This window comes from Mucilaginibacter sp. SMC90 (assembly GCF_022811725.1).
Taxonomy (GTDB): domain Bacteria; phylum Bacteroidota; class Bacteroidia; order Sphingobacteriales; family Sphingobacteriaceae; genus Mucilaginibacter.
The window spans coordinates 7,700,178-7,716,923 of record NZ_CP094527.1; the positions used below are offsets into that span (position 1 = coordinate 7,700,178).

The 16,746-nt window shown below is 44.4% G+C and carries 14 protein-coding genes; 11 read left to right on the forward strand and 3 right to left on the reverse strand.

Annotation, left to right across the window (positions count from 1 at the left end; genetic code table 11):
* Positions 1 to 65: 65 nt before the first annotated feature.
* The 11 genes from ileS (at position 66) to MTO98_RS32220 (ending at position 13,475) form a co-directional block, all read left to right on the forward strand.
* Positions 66 to 3,449 (forward strand): isoleucine--tRNA ligase, encoded by a 3,384-nt coding sequence (gene ileS, locus MTO98_RS32170; protein WP_243483578.1) that lies wholly within the window; start codon positions 66 to 68, stop codon positions 3,447 to 3,449.
* Positions 3,449 to 3,832, forward strand: coding sequence for a TraR/DksA C4-type zinc finger protein (locus MTO98_RS32175; protein ID WP_090533802.1), 384 nt, complete (start codon positions 3,449 to 3,451; stop codon positions 3,830 to 3,832). Before ileS ends, MTO98_RS32175 begins: the two co-directional genes overlap by 1 nt.
* Positions 3,833 to 4,438: a lipoprotein signal peptidase gene (locus MTO98_RS32180; RefSeq protein ID WP_243483580.1), complete on the forward strand. Its 606-nt coding sequence runs from the start codon at positions 3,833 to 3,835 to the stop codon at positions 4,436 to 4,438.
* 703 nt (positions 4,439 to 5,141) lie between these two features.
* Positions 5,142 to 6,101 (forward strand): AAA family ATPase, encoded by a 960-nt coding sequence (locus tag MTO98_RS32185; RefSeq protein WP_371825440.1) that lies wholly within the window; start codon positions 5,142 to 5,144, stop codon positions 6,099 to 6,101.
* 115 nt (positions 6,102 to 6,216) lie between these two features.
* Positions 6,217 to 7,098: a DUF58 domain-containing protein gene (locus tag MTO98_RS32190; protein WP_243483585.1), complete on the forward strand. Its 882-nt coding sequence runs from the start codon at positions 6,217 to 6,219 to the stop codon at positions 7,096 to 7,098.
* Between the two features lie 5 nt (positions 7,099 to 7,103).
* Positions 7,104 to 8,072 (forward strand): hypothetical protein, encoded by a 969-nt coding sequence (locus MTO98_RS32195; RefSeq protein WP_243483587.1) that lies wholly within the window; start codon positions 7,104 to 7,106, stop codon positions 8,070 to 8,072.
* Positions 8,069 to 9,073, forward strand: coding sequence for a VWA domain-containing protein (locus tag MTO98_RS32200; RefSeq protein WP_243483589.1), 1,005 nt, complete (start codon positions 8,069 to 8,071; stop codon positions 9,071 to 9,073). Before MTO98_RS32195 ends, MTO98_RS32200 begins: the two co-directional genes overlap by 4 nt.
* Positions 9,074 to 9,077: 4 nt before the next feature.
* The gene (locus MTO98_RS32205; RefSeq protein WP_243483590.1) at positions 9,078 to 10,118 is read left to right on the forward strand and encodes a VWA domain-containing protein; all 1,041 of its coding nucleotides are present in this window, start codon (positions 9,078 to 9,080) and stop codon (positions 10,116 to 10,118) included.
* Positions 10,115 to 10,870 carry a tetratricopeptide repeat protein gene (locus tag MTO98_RS32210; protein WP_243483592.1) on the forward strand — a complete coding sequence of 252 codons (756 nt, stop codon included), beginning with the start codon at positions 10,115 to 10,117 and terminating at the stop codon, positions 10,868 to 10,870. Before MTO98_RS32205 ends, MTO98_RS32210 begins: the two co-directional genes overlap by 4 nt.
* Positions 10,871 to 10,894: 24 nt before the next feature.
* Positions 10,895 to 12,712 carry a BatD family protein gene (locus MTO98_RS32215; RefSeq protein WP_243483594.1) on the forward strand — a complete coding sequence of 606 codons (1,818 nt, stop codon included), beginning with the start codon at positions 10,895 to 10,897 and terminating at the stop codon, positions 12,710 to 12,712.
* A gap of 1 nt (position 12,713) precedes the next feature.
* Positions 12,714 to 13,475 (forward strand): tetratricopeptide repeat protein, encoded by a 762-nt coding sequence (locus tag MTO98_RS32220; RefSeq protein WP_243483596.1) that lies wholly within the window; start codon positions 12,714 to 12,716, stop codon positions 13,473 to 13,475.
* A gap of 332 nt (positions 13,476 to 13,807) precedes the next feature.
* Here MTO98_RS32220 and MTO98_RS32225 read toward each other — a convergent pair whose 3' ends face one another.
* The 3 genes from MTO98_RS32225 to MTO98_RS32235 form a co-directional block, all read right to left on the reverse strand.
* Positions 13,808 to 14,683, reverse strand: a complete 876-nt coding sequence (locus MTO98_RS32225; RefSeq protein WP_243483598.1) for a PfkB family carbohydrate kinase — start codon at positions 14,681 to 14,683, stop codon at positions 13,808 to 13,810.
* Between the two features lie 155 nt (positions 14,684 to 14,838).
* Positions 14,839 to 16,008, reverse strand: coding sequence for a glycosyltransferase family 1 protein (locus MTO98_RS32230; RefSeq protein ID WP_243483600.1), 1,170 nt, complete (start codon positions 16,006 to 16,008; stop codon positions 14,839 to 14,841).
* Positions 16,009 to 16,030: 22 nt separating this feature from the next.
* Positions 16,031 to 16,729, reverse strand: coding sequence for a phosphatidylinositol-specific phospholipase C/glycerophosphodiester phosphodiesterase family protein (locus MTO98_RS32235; protein WP_243483602.1), 699 nt, complete (start codon positions 16,727 to 16,729; stop codon positions 16,031 to 16,033).
* Positions 16,730 to 16,746 lie beyond the last annotated feature (17 nt).

The window sequence follows — 16,746 nt, forward strand, 5'->3', positions numbered from 1 at the left end:
AATTAAAAAAATCATTTTTTAATTCTGTATTTTTGCAACCTCTTAAAAACGAGGTGAAATAATAGATGTACAAGGAATATAAGCAGTTAAACTTATCGCAAACCGGCAAAGAGATACTGGACTTCTGGAAACAGAAAAATATTTTCGAAAAAAGCATTACCAGCCGTCCGGCAGGTAACCCTTATACTTTTTATGAAGGGCCGCCGAGCGCTAACGGTATGCCCGGTATTCACCACGTAATGGCGCGCTCTATTAAAGACATTTTTTGCCGTTACAAAACCCTTAAAGGTTACCAGGTAAAACGCAAAGGCGGCTGGGACACCCACGGTCTGCCTATTGAGCTTGCTGTTGAAAAAGCCCTTGGCATCACCAAAGATGATATCGGCAAAAAAATAAGCGTTAAGGATTATAACGACGCCTGCCGTAAAGAGGTAATGCGCTATACCGACGTTTGGAACGACCTGACCGAAAAAATGGGTTATTGGGTGGACCTGAACGATCCATACATCACCTACAAAAACGAATACATTGAAAGCCTTTGGTGGATTCTGAAGCAGCTGCATAATAAAGATATGCTGTACAAAGGTTACACCGTACAGCCATATTCGCCAAAATCAGGTACCGGTTTGAGCTCGCACGAGCTTAACCAGCCAGGCACCTACAAAATGGTGAAGGATACTACTATAGTAGCACAGTTTAAAGTAAAAAAAGATGCAGATTCGGCGTTTTTGTTTGAGGGCATAGATACCGAAGTATTTATCCTGGCCTGGACAACTACCCCATGGACTTTACCATCAAACTGTGCCCTTGCCGTTGGCGAAGACATTAATTACGTTAAGATCAACACCTTTAACCCTTACACCTACCTGCCGGTTTGTGTAGTGCTGGCTAAAGACCTGGTTAAAAAATATTTTAAAGCTGAAGGTGAAAACGCTTCTTTTACCGATTACAAAGGCGGCGATAAGATCATCCCATGGAAAATTGAAGCCGAAGTAAAAGGCAGTCAGCTGGTGGGCATCCACTATGAGCAACTGATGCCTTATGTAACTAACGAGGATCTGGAGCAAAACGCTTTCCGCGTGATCCCTGCCGATTTTGTTACTACCGAAGATGGTACCGGTATAGTACACACCGCGTCTGTTTTTGGTGCTGACGACTTCAGGGCCTGTAAGGAAAACAACGTACCATCGGTAATGGTAAAGGATGAAACAGGCAAGGATGTTCCGCTGGTGAACAAACAGGGCCGTTTTGTTGACGAGGTTACCGATTATGCGGGCCGTTACGTTAAAGAAGAATATTATACTGATGCCGAGCGTGCCGAAGAAGGTTTTAAAGCAACCGACGTGCTCATCTCTATCAAATTAAAAACTGAGAACCGTGCGTTCGATGTTAAGAAATACGAGCACAGCTACCCGCACTCATGGCGCAGCGATGAGCCGATATTATACTATCCGCTTGATAGCTGGTTTATCCGTACTACTGCGGTTAAGGATAAAATGGTGGAGCTAAACAAAACCATCAACTGGAAACCAGAATCGACCGGTACAGGCCGTTTTGGTAACTGGCTGGAGAATTTGGTTGACTGGAACCTTTCACGTTCACGCTACTGGGGTACCCCGCTGCCTATCTGGCGCGAGGAGAATGGCGCTGAGGAGATCTGCATTGGTTCGATAGCCGAGCTTAACGCCGAGATCGAAAAATCGATCAAAGCCGGTTTTATGCCCGAAGGTTTTACACTGGAAGATATGCACCGCCCTTATGTTGATGATGTTGTTTTAGTATCATCAACCGGTAACAAAATGCTGCGCGAGCCCGATCTGATCGACGTTTGGTTTGATTCGGGTGCTATGCCTTATGCGCAATGGCATTTCCCTTTTGAAAACCATGACCAATTTAAAAACGCCTACCCGGCCGATTTCATTGCCGAAGGTGTTGATCAAACCCGCGGCTGGTTCTTCACCCTGCACGCCATAGCCGTAATGCTAAGCGAAGCCAGTGATGAAGTTAAGGCCGTTAACGAGCAGGTTGGCAACAAGGGCATCGCGTTCAAAAACGTGGTATCAAATGGCCTGGTGCTTGATAAAAATGGCAACAAAATGTCTAAACGTTTAGGCAACGCCGTTGATCCGTTTACTACCATTGAACAATACGGTGCCGATGCGGCCCGCTGGTACATGATCAGTAATGCATCGCCATGGGATAACCTTAAATTTAACGAAGAAGGTATAGACGAAGTTAGGCGTAAGTTTTTTGGCACGCTGCACAACACCTATTCGTTCTTTACCCTATACGCCAATATTGATAAGTTCACTTACAGCGAACCGGAGATAGAGAACAGCAAGCGTCCGGAAATTGACCGCTGGATCATATCACTGTTAAACACCCTGAGCAAGGAGGTTGACGGCTATTATGCCGATTTTGAGCCTACCAAGGCTGCCCGTGCCATCCAGGAGTTTGTTGACGTGCATTTCAGTAACTGGTTTATCCGCTTAAGCCGCCGCCGTTTCTGGAAATCAGATGATTCGGAAGATAAGCTTTCGGCTTACCAAACATTGTATACCTGCTTAATTGCTATCAGCAAGCTGATGTCGCCAATTGCGCCGTTCTTTGCCGATAGGTTATATTGCGATCTGAATGCCGTTACCGGTAAAGAAGAGTTTGAATCGGTACACCTGGCTTATTTCCCTGAGTACAACAGTGCATTGGTTGATGCCGAGCTTGAAGAGCGCATGCAGCTTGCACAGGATGTTTCATCACTAACGCTTTCATTACGTAAAAAGGTGAATATCAATGTACGTCAGCCTTTGAGCAAAATTTTATTGCCAATACTGGATAAAAGCTTTAAATTACACATTGAGCAGGTTAAAGACCTGATTTTGTCTGAAACCAACATTAAGGATATTGAGTATATTACCGATACCGCAGGTTTCATCAAAAAGAAGATAAAGCCAAACTTTAAGGCTTTGGGCCAAAAAGTAGGTAAGGATATGAAAGTTGTAGCCGAAGCCATCACAAACTTCACCCAGGATGATATTGCCGCCTTAGAAACTAACGGCAACATTCCGGTACTTGATGGCAAATACGAAGTATTAGCTACCGACGTTGAGATCATAGCCGAAGATGTTCCCGGATGGCAGGTGGCAAATTTGGGAAAACTAACCGTGGCTTTAGATGTTACCATAACCAACGAATTAAAACAGGAGGGTATTTCACGCGAATTTATCAACCGTGTGCAGAATATGCGTAAGACAAAAGGATTTGAAGTAACTGATAGGATAAACGTGCAGGTAAGCAGCACTCCGGTGATCAAAGAGGCCGTGGAAAATAATCTATCCTACATTTGCGCAGAAATTTTGGCCGACAGTATTGTGTTTGTGGATGATCTTGCAGCGGGTGAACCTGTTACAATTGACGAACAAGAAATATTGATTGCTATTAGTAAAGTATAATGAAACAAGAACAAGAAAAAACCAGATATTCTGAAGCTGACCTGCAGGAATTTAAAGGGATTATCCTGGATAAAATGCGCATAGCCCGCGAGGAATTAAACTCATTGGCTACGTCATTAAGTTCGCCTAATGCCAACGGCACCGATGATACTGCCGGTACTTACAAAACATTAGAAGATGGTTCGGCAACGCTTGAAAAAGAGCAGATAAACCAGTTGGCCGCACGTCAGAAAAAGTTCATTGAGCAGCTTGAGGCTGCGCTTGTACGTATTGAAAATAAAACTTACGGTGTTTGCCGCGAAACAGGCAAGCTGATTCCGAAAGAGCGTTTACGTGCTGTACCGCACACTACCCTTTCAATGGAAGCTAAATTAAAGCAATAAATGAAGGCTGCTTATACCAAACCTTTTTTAACTGCTGCCTTTATCATCCTTGCCGACCAGATCATCAAAACCTGGGTACGGGCACACATGCAAATGGGCGAAGAAATTCGTTTCCTGGGAAACCGGGGCATGTTGCATTACACCGAAAACAACGGCATGGCATTTGGCATGGAGTGGGGCGGCGATGCGGGCAAACTGGCTTTAACACTGTTCCGCATAGTTGCGGTTTGCGGTATAATTTACACCCTTGTTTATTTAATTAAACACAAATACCACCGCGGGCTTATCATGAACGTAGCGCTTATTTTAGCCGGCGCTATGGGCAATATCATCGATTCAACATTTTACGGGTTGATGTATAAATATGCCCCGATATTTCATGGCCGGGTGGTTGATATGTTTTACTTCCCTCTGCTACGCGGTACCTATCCATCATGGTTCCCGCTATGGGCAGGCGAATCTTTTGAGTTTTTCAGGCCGGTATTTAACCTGGCCGATGCATCGATCTGTGTAGGTGTAATTATGATACTCCTGTACCAGAAACGCTATTTCAAACACGAAAAACCCGAAGTAGCCAGCCCCAACAGTGAAATGGTTGAAGAATAAAATTATTATAGATTCCATATATAAAAAGCCGCGATGAGCGGCTTTTTTTGTTTGTTAAGCGCTCGTAATCAAATGCATGCCGTTGCGAGAAGCGAAGTAAGGCCCGAGCATTAGGGGCGACGAAGCAATCGCGAACTTTGCATGGCGGCTCTGTATAGCATGCGATTGCCACGCTATCGCTCGCAATGACATGGTTTTTATTTGTTTTTGCAGGAAATCTTATTCTTGCACTCGTTTGCAACGAGTGCTTAATATGGTTTGGCGATTGTATCGCCTGTTGCGTTATAAACGCAAACCCAGTTTACGCACTCGTTGCAAACGAGCGCGAGTCCGAACTCGTTGCAGACCAGCGCGAGTTATCTAAGCATGCCCCCCATTCAATAAAATGCCTTTTAACACGTTATATTGTACAAAAGCAGCTAAATAGTGTATATTGGGGATTTAACAGGGCCGGATTTAACAATTACCACCAAACATTGTGAGTGCTAAACAGATATATCAGCCACGATATATTACGATTTAACAATTTTTAACATTTAAGCATGGATTTTAGTTGGCGAAAAATTGAGCGGGTGTTTAAGTTTGCCTACCGAAACGAAAAAAATTAATGGAAGAACAAAATAGCTATACAGGAAATGTTTCATCAGCCGCTCCGGCAGCCCCAACATCGTACTCAACCGATATCAGGGCGCTGAATGAAATGATACAAAGAGAAAGCGCATTTATCGATCTGCTGATCATGGAGATGGATAAAGTGATCGTAGGTCAGCGTTATATGGTTGAACGTTTGCTGATCGGTTTGCTGGCTAACGGGCACATTTTATTAGAAGGTGTACCGGGACTCGCAAAAACCCTGGCCATCAATACGCTGTCAAGAGCTATCCAGGCTGATTTTAGCCGGATCCAGTTTACACCGGATTTGCTCCCTGCCGACGTATTGGGTACCATGATCTACAACCAAAAAAAGGAAGAGTTTATTGTGCGCAAAGGCCCGATCTTCTCAAACTTCGTTTTGGCCGATGAGATCAACCGTGCACCTGCCAAAGTGCAAAGTGCGCTGCTTGAAGCCATGCAGGAGCGCCAGGTAACCATTGGCGATACTACCTATAAACTGCCTGATCCGTTCCTGGTACTGGCAACCCAAAACCCTATTGAGCAGGAAGGTACCTATCCCCTGCCCGAAGCACAGGTGGATCGTTTTATGCTGAAAGTGGTGATCAAATATCCTAACAAGGAAGATGAGAAAAAGATCATGCGCGCCAACATTTCGCCGGCAGGCATGGGTAAACCAAACGCCATCATCAAGCCCGAAGAGATCATCAAAGCCCGTAAAATAGTACGCGGGGTTTATATGGACGAAAAGATAGAGCAATACATTATTGATATCGTTTTCGCCACCCGTTTTCCTGATCAGTTTAAACTTGCCAAATACAAAACGCTTATCACCTTTGGTGCATCGCCAAGGGCAAGTATCAGCCTGGCGCTGGCGGCAAAAGCATATGCCTTTATTAAACGCCGTGGCTATGTGATCCCAGAGGATGTGCGCGCTGTTTGTCATGATGTGTTAAGACACCGTGTAGGCTTAAGCTACGAGGCCGAAGCCGAAAACATCACCAGCGAGGATATCATTACTGCGATCCTGAACGCGGTTGAGGTACCATAGCCCCACCCAAACCCTCCCCGGGAGGGAGGGCTTCAAGAGAAATTCATTAGGACAAAATAAAAAAATTCAAAAGTCTCCCCTACCGGGGGAGATTTAGAGGGGGCTGATAGGGCTTATGGCTAAAGACACCAAGGATCTGCTAAAAAAGGTAAGGAAGATAGAGATCAAAACCCGTGGCTTAAGTAACCACTTATTTTCGGGCGAGTATCATTCAGCTTTCAAGGGACGCGGTATGGCCTTTAGCGAGGTGCGTGAATACCAGATCGGCGACGAGATCCGTACCATCGACTGGAACGTAACGGCCCGCTTTAACGCGCCATACGTAAAAGTATTTGAAGAGGAACGCGAACTTACCGTTATGGTACTGATGGATGTGAGCGGATCGGAAAATTTCGGCACGCAGAACCAGCAAAAGCAGGATCTGGCTACCGAGCTTTGCGCTGTACTGGCATTTTCGGCTATACAGAACAATGATAAGGTAGGCATCATATTTTTTAGCGATAAGATCGAGAAATTTATTCCGCCTAAAAAAGGCCGCAGCCATATCCTGATGATCATTCGCGAGTTGATCGCTTTTCAGCCCGAAAACAAGGGCACTAACCTGGCCGAGGCTTTAAAATACTTCACAAGCGTTATCAAAAAGAAATGCACGGCCTTTGTGATCTCTGATTTTATTACCCCCGATTTTGAAAGTGAACTTAAGATCGCCAATAAAAAACACGATATCATTGCCCTAAAGCTATATGATAAACACGAGGAAGAGTTTCCTAACCTGGGCCTTATCCCGGTTAAGGACGAAGAAAGCGGACAGATCATGTGGGTAAACACCGGCGATAAAGCCGTTCGCGATGCCTTTAAATGGGATGCTGTTAAACGCAACGCAGCCCTGCAGGATACTTTTAAGCGGTCGGGGGTTGATTATACTACCATTGGCACACATGAATCATACGTTAAACCATTAATGACATTATTTAAAAAGCGGGAAGGCCGGCGGTAAAATATATGAACAGGTACATCAAATACACCCTGGCTATGTTGGTATTGCTTGCAGGCTTTCACCAAACAGGCCAGGCACAAAGCTTTGGAGCTAAAGCCACGCTGGATAAAAAATCTATCCTCATAGGCGAACAAACACAGCTCAACTTAAGCATCCGTTTTCACGTTAAAGATAGCATCGGATTCCCTAAACTGGCCGATAGCATAGGCAAGGTCAGGATTGTAAACTTTAAGACAGATACCGTTTTTGATAAGGGCGATAAATCTATCGAAACCATCAACAGGCGCTATACCATCACCGCTTTCGACAGCGGTATGTACGTCATCCCGTCATATGTATTTAAATCGCCGGTAGGCGATTTGCCAACGGATACATTGAACCTTGATGTACGAACAGTTGCAGTTGATACAACTAAAGCATTTTATGATATCAAACAGCCACTTACCATTAAATATACTTTTTGGGATTGGCTGCGTGATAACTGGAAGCTGGTTGTTGGCATATTAGCCGCCATGGTGGCTACTGGCGCTGTGGTTTATTACCTGCTTAAACGCCCTAAAAAAGAGGTGGTTGTTGAAGAGGTTAAACCCGATGTTCCGTTACATGTGCAGGCGCTTCAAAAACTTGAAGAGATCAAAAACAAACAGCTTTGGCAGCATGACCAGGTTAAACAGTATTATATTGAACTGAGCGATGTAGTACGTGAGTACCTTGAAAAACGATATACTATACAGGCCCTTGAGCAAACCTCCGAAGAGATCTTTGCCAGCCTGCGGAATATGGACATAGCCAGCGAAGACAGGAACCTGTTAAGACAATTGCTCGTGCTATCGGATATGGTAAAATTTGCCAAAGAAAAACCTGCGGCCAATGAGAACGAAAAGAGCATGGAAAACGCCGTTACTTTTATTAAAGATACGCAGCCCCATGCCAAACCAACCGGTATAGATGTGAAGGGAGATGAGGCAAAATGATCTGGTTTAAAGGAATAGAATTTGCACATCCGGGCTTTTTCTGGTTGTTCATCAGCATTCCGCTTATGGTGGGCTGGTACATCTGGAAACAAAAGCAGCTGCAGGGCAACCTTACTATGCCTACCATAAGGGGCTTTGCCATGATCACCAAGAGCATGCTGCCACGTTTCAGGCATTTGGGCATTATATTACGCTCGTTGGCTATGGCGGCACTCATTATTGCGCTGGCAAGGCCGCAATCGTCATTGAGCTGGCAGGATACTACCACCGAGGGTATCGATATCGTTATAGCATCAGATATCTCTGGAAGTATGCTTGCTGAAGACTTTAAGCCCAACAGGCTTGAGGCCGGCAAAAACATCGCCATCGATTTTATCCAGAACCGCCCTAACGACAGGATTGGCCTGGTGGTTTTCAGCGGTGAAAGCTTTACACAATGCCCGCTTACTATCGATCACTCGGTACTGGTAAACCTTTATGCCGATATCAAAAACGGGATGATTGAAGATGGTACCGCCATTGGTATGGGTTTGGCTACAGCCGTAAACCGGTTAAAAGACAGCGAAGCTAAAAGTAAAGTAGTGATCCTGCTTACCGATGGATCAAACAACTCGGGCTCTATCCCCCCGGTAACCGCTGCCGAAATTGCCAAGCAGTTTGGTGTAAGGGTTTATACGGTAGGTATCGGCACAAACGGTTATGCCCCCTACCCTGTTCAAACCCCTATGGGTGTACAGTATCAGCGCATGAAGGTTGATATTGATGAAGGGACGCTAAGTAAAATTGCCACAACTACCGGCGGCAAATATTTCAGGGCAACCAATAACAGCGCTTTGAAAGATATTTACGAACAGATTGACAAATTGGAAAAAGCCAAGATAGATGTTACCCAGTACCGCAAAAAAACCGAACGCTTTTTACCGTTCGCCATTATTGCGCTGGCACTTTTATCGTTAGAATTTTTAACAAGACACACCCTGCTTAAGGGCGCTTTAACATAACAGCATGCTACGTTTTGCAAATACAGAATTTTTATGGGGATTGCTTGCTATTCCGCTGCTGCTCTTTATTTTTTTAAGGGTAAACTGGTGGAAACGCAAAGCCATAGCCTCATTAGGTAATAAGGAAGTGGTGATGCAGATGATGCCGCAGGTTTCCTTCTCCCGCCCTTGGATCAAATTCATCTTTTTTATATTGGCCTACGCACTTGTTGTTATTGGCATAGCTGACCCGCAGCTCGGTTCCAAAACCGAAGAGGTAAAACGCAAAGGCGCCGACCTGATGATCCTGCTCGATGTATCAAACAGTATGCTGTCGCAGGACCTTGCCCCTAACCGGCTGGAAAACGCCAAACGTGCGTTATCACAATTGATAGATAAACTGCATGATGATCGTATCGGTATCGTAGTATTTGCCGGCCAGGCTTATGTACAGCTCCCGGTAACTACCGATTATGCGGCAGCCAAATTGTTCCTGAACACTATTAATACCGAAATGGTGCCTACGCAGGGCACAGCCATTGGCGCGGCAATTAACCTGGGGATGCAGTCGTTTGATTTTAAGAACGGTACCGGTAAATCCATCATCATTATTACCGATGGTGAAAACCATGAGGATGATGCCGTAGCCGCAGCCAAAGCAGCTTTAGCCAGGAATGTTACCGTGAATGTGGTGGGTGTAGGTTCGGAAGAAGGCGCTCCTATCCCGATTTATCAGGGTGGCAAACAAGTTGGTTTTCACAATGACAGCACCGGGCACCCCGTAGTGAGCAAGCTGGATGAAACCATGGGCAAGGAGATTGCCGCTGCAGGAAGCGGTGTTTACGTGCGTGCCAACAATGCCAACAGCGGGCTTAACATTGTGATGGACCAAATAGCCAAAGTGCAGCGCAAAATGACGGATACCAAGCAATTTAAAGACTTTGAAGACAGGTTTCAATTTTTCCTGGCCATTGCTTTTATACTGCTACTGGCCGAGTTCTTTATCTCCATCCGTAAAAACATGCGCCTGAGCAAGATCAAATTATTTGAAGTAAAAAACACATGAAGCAATATATCATAGCCGTTTTATTAGTGCTGCAGGCTTCATTTCTTTTTGCCCAGCAGGAAAGAAAATACCTGAGGCAGGGTGACGAACTCTATCAGCAAAAAAAGTATAAAGAAGCCGAAGCGGCATACCGCCAGGCCATGAGCAAAAAAGCCAAAACCCTTGAGGGTAATTTTAACCTTGGCGACGCCATGTTTAAGCAGAAAAAATACGATGATGCAGCCGCACAGTTCAATAAGCTGGCAACTGCATCCATTGATAAAAATGTAAAAGCCGGCGCGTATCACAACATTGGTAACTCTTTTTTAACGCAAAAAAAATACCAGGAAAGTATTGATGCTTATAAAAAATCGCTGGTTAATAATCCTAAAGATGAGGAAACCCGTTATAACCTTGCTTATGCCCAAAAAATGCTAAAAAACCAGCAAGACAAGAATAAAGGCGGCGGCGGGGGTGGCGGCAACAATAAGGATAAAAACAAGGATAAGAATAAGGATAACAAGGACAATAAGGATAAAGACAAGAACGATAAGAAAGACCAGGATAAAAATAAGCAGGACCAGGATAAGAAAGATCAGGACAAGCAAAACCAGGATCAGAAAAACCAGCAGGGGCAACAGCCTAACCAGTTATCAAAAGATGATGCACAACGTATGCTTGATGCCCTCAACAATGACGAAAAGCAAACGCAGGATAAGCTGAAAAATAAAAAATTAAAGGGCGCTAAAGTTCCTATTTCAAAAGATTGGTAAATCTTTGTTGTTTTGTAGATACTAATGAAAATTAAACTTTCCATATTAATGCTGTTGCTGTGTTGCTCGAGCCTGGTTTTTGCACAGGTAAAGTTCACGGCATCGGTAAATAAAACCACTATCGGCACAGGCGAGGTACTTGAAGTTACCTTTTCCATCAACGCCAATGGCGATCGTTTTGCACCACCTGCTTTTGGCGGCTTCCAGGTTGTTGGCGGCCCTAACGTATCTAACAGTGTATCCATGATCAATGGGGTTACCTCGGCAAGTATAGCATACGGCTATGACCTGGTACCAACCAAAGAGGGTGAGCTAACTATTGGCCCTGCCACTATTATATCAGGAGGAAGGCCTTACAGCACATCTCCCATAAAAATAAAAGTAATAAAAGGCCAGGGCGGGCAGGCCAGTCAGCAAGCTCAGCAACAAGGCAGCAATGGGCCAGATAGCCGCAACATTCAAAAAGGGCGTGTAAGCGATATATCCAAATCATTGTTTTTACGTGCCGAAGTTGATAAAACAACAGCCTACATGGGTCAGCAGATCATGATGAACCTGCGCCTTTATACACGGGTTAATATCGCAAATGGCGAACCAGAAAAAATCCCTGACCTTAACGGCTTTTACAGCCAGGAGATCAAAAACAATAACCCTAACGCCCAGTGGCGTACCGAGATCTTGAATGGCGTGCGCTACAATGTAACCGATATTAAACAAACTGTTTTGTTCCCCGAGCATGAGGGTAATATCACTATTGAGCCATCTATCATGAACTTTATAGTAAGGCAGCAGGCCGCTTCATCATCAGGCGATCCGTTCGATGCTTTTTTTGGGGGGTATGAGGATGTAAAATACAAGGTTAAAAGTACACCTGTTGTTATCCACGTAAAACCATTGCCGCAGGCAGGCAAACCAGCCGAGTTTACCGGTGCGGTAGGCAAATTCAATATCGAAGCTTCGCTTGATAAAAATGACGTTAAAGCTAATGACGCTATTAATTACACCATAAAGGTAAGCGGCACAGGCAACCTGAAATTACTGAAACCGATAAGCCCAACCTTCCCGGCCGATTTTGAAAAATATGAGCCAAAGATCACCGACACTATTGCCATAAATGCCAGCGGTTCATCGGGCAACAGGAAATACACCTATCTGCTGATCCCAAGGCATCAGGGCGATTTTACTATCGACCCGGTTAAATTCGCATACTTTAACCCCGCTACAGGCAGGTACGTTTCGTTGAGCACCCCGGCATTCCATGTCAAAGTAGCTAAAGGCTCCGGCGATGGCAGTAATGTTACCGCTTTTTCAAACGCGGGCAAACAGGATGTTAAGGTACTGAGCAATGATATCCGCTATATTAAAACCGGCAGTGAGTTAAACGAGGTGGGCAGCGATTTCTATGGCTCGGGATTATATTATTTCCTGCTGGTATTAGGTCCGGTAAGTTTTTTAGGCGCATTGGTTTATGGCAAATGGCGCGATAAGAACAATGCCGATGTGGTGGGTTTAAAAAGCCGTAAGGCAGGTAAGGTGGCGGCCAAACACCTGGCAAGTGCCAAACAGCAACTGAATGATAAAAAGGCATTTTATGAAAACCTGTTCCGCGGTTTATATGGTTACCTGAGCGATAAGCTTAATATCCCTTATGCCGACCTCAACCGTGAAAAAATAGCGTCTGAACTAAAAGCCCGTTCGCTTGATGAAAACCTCATTAACGAGATGCTTGACACGCTTGACCTTTGCGAAATGGCACGCTATGCCCCTGTATCGGGTATTACCGAGCAGCAGGTATTTGATAAGGCCCAAAACATGATCAATAACATCGAAAATAAAATATAACATGATGAAGCGCATTATATACTTACTGCTCGTCATCATTATGCCAATGCTTGCATTAGCTAACGATGAGGCCAACATCCTGTTAAAAAAAGGAAACGACCAATATGCCAAAGGCCAGTACAAAGAGGCCATAACCACATACCAAAAAATTGTGGACAATGGGCATCAGTCGGCATTGGTTTATTATAATTTGGGCAATGCCTATTTTAAAAATGAAGATGTGCCTTCAGCCTTGCTTTACTATGAAAAGGCGCATAAACTTTCGCCGGGTGATGAGGATATCAATTTCAATATCCAGTTTGCCAATCAAAAAACAACTGATAAGGTGGAAGCCGGTACCGAATTTTTCATTACCAAATGGTGGCATTCGTTTATCCTTCGCTTTTCGTTAACAACTTTGGCGGTAATGACAATCCTGTTTATTATTGCCGGATGCGCATTGCTGGTAGTATACAGGTTCACTAATTCGGTAAGCATTAAAAAATGGTCGTTTTATTCGGCTTTAGTGATCCTGCTTTTCGGTTTTGCAAGCATGTTTGTGGCAAGCCGTCAGGATCAGTATTTTGATGCACACCACGGTGCCATCATCTTCAGCACATCTGTCAATGTAAAAAGTGCACCAACGCCCAATGCCAAAAACCTGTTCCTGATCCATGACGGCACCAAGGTTGAGATACTGGAAAATAACAACGACTGGATGAAGATCAGGCTGGCCAGCGGCAACGAGGGCTGGATCAATGCTTCGGATGCTAAGGAAATATAGTTTTTTGAGGAGGTGAAAGGATAAAGGCGAAATGTCTTTTGTCTCCATTATTCACTACATGTCATTTCGACGAACATGAGCTGGCCTCGTGCAATGGCTGTGAGGAGAAATCTTATACGCCCCCGTCACTGGTCGAAGTTTAGCCGTCACTGGTCGAAGTTTAGCGACAGCGTAACTTCGTCCTAAAACCATGGAAGTATCCTGCTTCCGTGAATTGTCATTAGTAATGATTCGGTTAAGCTGAAAGCTTAACCTATTTTAGGTCCAAGTTACGCTATCGCTAAACTTGAACCAGTGTTGGCTTTTTGCTTTAAGCCTTCGGCTTTCAGCTTTTAAACCTTATTTTTCGCTAACAGCTCCAGTACATCTTCTTCCGTACCGGTAAAAGGGCCGGATGATTCAATCTTATAACTGGCCATGGCAGCGGCAAACTCGCCAGATTCCTGGAAGCCTTTGCCTTTGGCGCGCTGGTATAAGTAACCCGCCATATAGGTATCACCGCAACCGGTAGCATCAACTACTTCTGATGGTTTATATGCCGGGATCTGGTAGTAAATACCATCGGTATAAATAACCGAGCCCATACTGCCCAGCGTAACCACAACTTCTTTAACACCCCATTCGTTCAAAACTTTGGCACCTTCATGAATATCAGTGATACCGGTCAACACTTCCATTTCGTGTTCGTTCACTTTCAAAATGTGGATATGTTGCAAGGCTTCTCGTTTTTCGGGCCAGTCGATAGCTACCACATTTTTATCTTCTACTTTACGCAGATAACCCTGTGCATCAAGAGAAAGTTTGCCGCGTTGGGCAAGCGCCTTAATAAAATCAACAGCAATATCATCTGCCAATAAAGGGCCTAAATGATAAACCCTTGAATCGATCTCATCAAGTTGTTCAATGGTAAACGGATCGGCTTTTTGCAGCACGCGCTGAGTGCGGTGGTCTTGGTTAACCGAGTAAATATTTTCAAAATAAACCGTTTCCCCACCGGTAGTAACATGTACCTCGATTCCTTTATTGCGAAGTTTATCAACTACAGGCATTTCGCTCAAGGCAAGCGAAGTAACCAGCGTGTAATTCACATCCATATTACGGATGGCGTTCGAAAAGTAAAAAGAAGTACCGCCAGCCATATGTTTCACCGCTTGCGGTGTCACTACTTTATCTAACGTAATATGCCCTACACAACAAATATCGTACATGAAAATCCCCTATTATGATTTGATACTCAGCCCTAATTATTAAAATAAACGGCAAATGTAAGAAATAGGATTTTGTGTACAAGCTTATTGCTGCATTGTGACAGGGAAATCACTTTCGGGAGCATCAGATTTCAACCAACAGCTTTCAATACTGATCAAATCACACTCAATACATCCGCGCCTGCCATTTCGGCCAATTCATCAAAATACACCGATGCCAGGTGTTCCCAGCTTAAACGGCCGCTATATTGAAGCCCCTCTTCAATAAACTGTTCCCTCAAGCTATTGCTCTTAAGCAGTAATTCAATCCGTTCAACATAGCAGGCAGCATTATATGGCTCGCATTTAAAACCATTGATGCCCTGCTCAATAAAATCTTTTGACCCGCCGCCATCAGCAACAATACAGGGCAGCCCTGATGCCATGGCTTCAAGTACCACATTGCCATAGGTTTCGGATACCGAAGGGAATAAAAACAGGGTTGATGACGCATACAGTACCGAAAGTGTTTTATGGTTAACCTTACCGGTAAATACGGCATCAGGCATTCGTGTTTCACAGGCTTTACGCGCAATACCATCGCCCGCTATAACAAAGTTAACTTCTGGGTTACGATCCTTCATTATAGCATAGATTTCGAAAAGCGTTTCCAGGTTCTTTTCCCAAACCAGGCGGCTGGCAAACAAAATAGTGGGATTGTTATTCCCGGTTAGCGCCATCAGGGCTTTGCTGCTTTTATGCCGCGGCGAAAACAAATTCGTATCCATCCCTCTTTGCCACAGCTTCATGCGGTAGGTATCAACGCCTATATCAATAAGCTCATCTTTCATGGCAATTGAAGGCACATATACCTGGTCGCACTGGTTGTAAAAAAACCTGTGGCTTTCGGCCATGATCTGCTTTACCTTGCTAATGAGAAAGGGAACGTGTTTAAGATAATAATCGATATAGGAAATAAAATGGGTATGATAGATACTGATTACCGGCAAACCACGCTGGTTTGCGTATTTTAATGCGAAACTACCCAATAACGAAGGCGTGGCAATGTGTATAATGTCGGGAAAAAAATTGTCAACCTCTTCCTTTAGCTCGCTCATTACCAGGGCAGGAATGGCCATAGTATAACCGGTATTGATGGGTAGCGTTAAAGCCGGAACTTTTAATGACTCAAACCCGGCTATGCTGTCGGGCCCGGCACCGTAAACAAACAAAAATTCAAAAACGTTGCGGTCAATCCGTTTAATGAGCTGATACATGGTACGTACTGCACCGTCGAAATCTTCAATAAGTATCTCGGCAAAAAATGCTACCCTGACCTTTTTCATCTTACTGACTGATTAGAGGTTATTATTTTGCGTTCACTTTAGCATACCTTACGGGCTCCGGCCCCGTCATCAGGAACTCTCTTAATTCTGCTAATTTATCGGTGTTGATCAGGTCTACCTCACATTCAAGCAAGGCACGCCATACTTCTTTATTTTCGGGAGAAGCCCACAAACGCACCCGTTTTTTATAGTGATGCGCTGCGGTTACATAATCACGCAGCAGTTGTTTCTGATCTTCAGGCATGGGGCCTTTACCAGTCCAGCTAAGCAGGCGCGAATATTTGCAGCTGGCGGTTTTATAAACAGTGTTTGAAAGCGTATCGGTATGTACCTGCATCAGGTCCTCATCAATAAAGGCATAACGTTGCTTTTGCGCCTGAAGCATTTTATAAGGTTTATTACCGGTTATAACAATGGTTACGCTCCCTTCTGTTATCTCGCCATTATTATAGCTCGATAACATCGGCGCGTAGCGCTTTAATACTTCTGCCAGCTTTGCATAAGTTTTTTCAGCGTCAGATTTGATATCTATCATAAGTGTGATTGGAGAAAGCGGATACACTACCTCCCTGTTTTTGCCCTCGTAGCAATGAAATAACGGGTTTAGATAAAGCTGCTCCAGGGTACGTTTTTTTTGAAAAGCCGGCAGCATATGCGCAACCAACAGTTCATCATCGCGCAGATATATATCGGCCTCTATGTTTTGAAACCCATTATCCAAAGCATCATACAGAGGCC

Excerpts from the sequence above, each read along its gene's own strand:
- ileS (WP_243483578.1), top strand. The coding sequence starts at position 66 with ATGTACAAGGAATATAAGCAGTTAAACTTATCGCAAACCGGCAAAGAG.
- MTO98_RS32175 (WP_090533802.1), top strand. The coding sequence starts at position 3,449 with ATGAAACAAGAACAAGAAAAAACCAGATATTCTGAAGCTGACCTGCAG.
- MTO98_RS32180 (WP_243483580.1), top strand. The coding sequence starts at position 3,833 with ATGAAGGCTGCTTATACCAAACCTTTTTTAACTGCTGCCTTTATCATC.
- MTO98_RS32190 (WP_243483585.1), top strand. The coding sequence starts at position 6,217 with ATGGCTAAAGACACCAAGGATCTGCTAAAAAAGGTAAGGAAGATAGAG.
- MTO98_RS32195 (WP_243483587.1), top strand. The coding sequence starts at position 7,104 with ATGAACAGGTACATCAAATACACCCTGGCTATGTTGGTATTGCTTGCA.
- MTO98_RS32200 (WP_243483589.1), top strand. The coding sequence starts at position 8,069 with ATGATCTGGTTTAAAGGAATAGAATTTGCACATCCGGGCTTTTTCTGG.
- MTO98_RS32205 (WP_243483590.1), top strand. The coding sequence starts at position 9,078 with ATGCTACGTTTTGCAAATACAGAATTTTTATGGGGATTGCTTGCTATT.
- MTO98_RS32210 (WP_243483592.1), top strand. The coding sequence starts at position 10,115 with ATGAAGCAATATATCATAGCCGTTTTATTAGTGCTGCAGGCTTCATTT.
- MTO98_RS32215 (WP_243483594.1), top strand. The coding sequence starts at position 10,895 with ATGAAAATTAAACTTTCCATATTAATGCTGTTGCTGTGTTGCTCGAGC.
- MTO98_RS32220 (WP_243483596.1), top strand. The coding sequence starts at position 12,714 with ATGATGAAGCGCATTATATACTTACTGCTCGTCATCATTATGCCAATG.
- MTO98_RS32225 (WP_243483598.1), bottom strand. The coding sequence starts at position 14,683 with ATGTACGATATTTGTTGTGTAGGGCATATTACGTTAGATAAAGTAGTG.
- MTO98_RS32230 (WP_243483600.1), bottom strand. The coding sequence starts at position 16,008 with ATGAAAAAGGTCAGGGTAGCATTTTTTGCCGAGATACTTATTGAAGAT.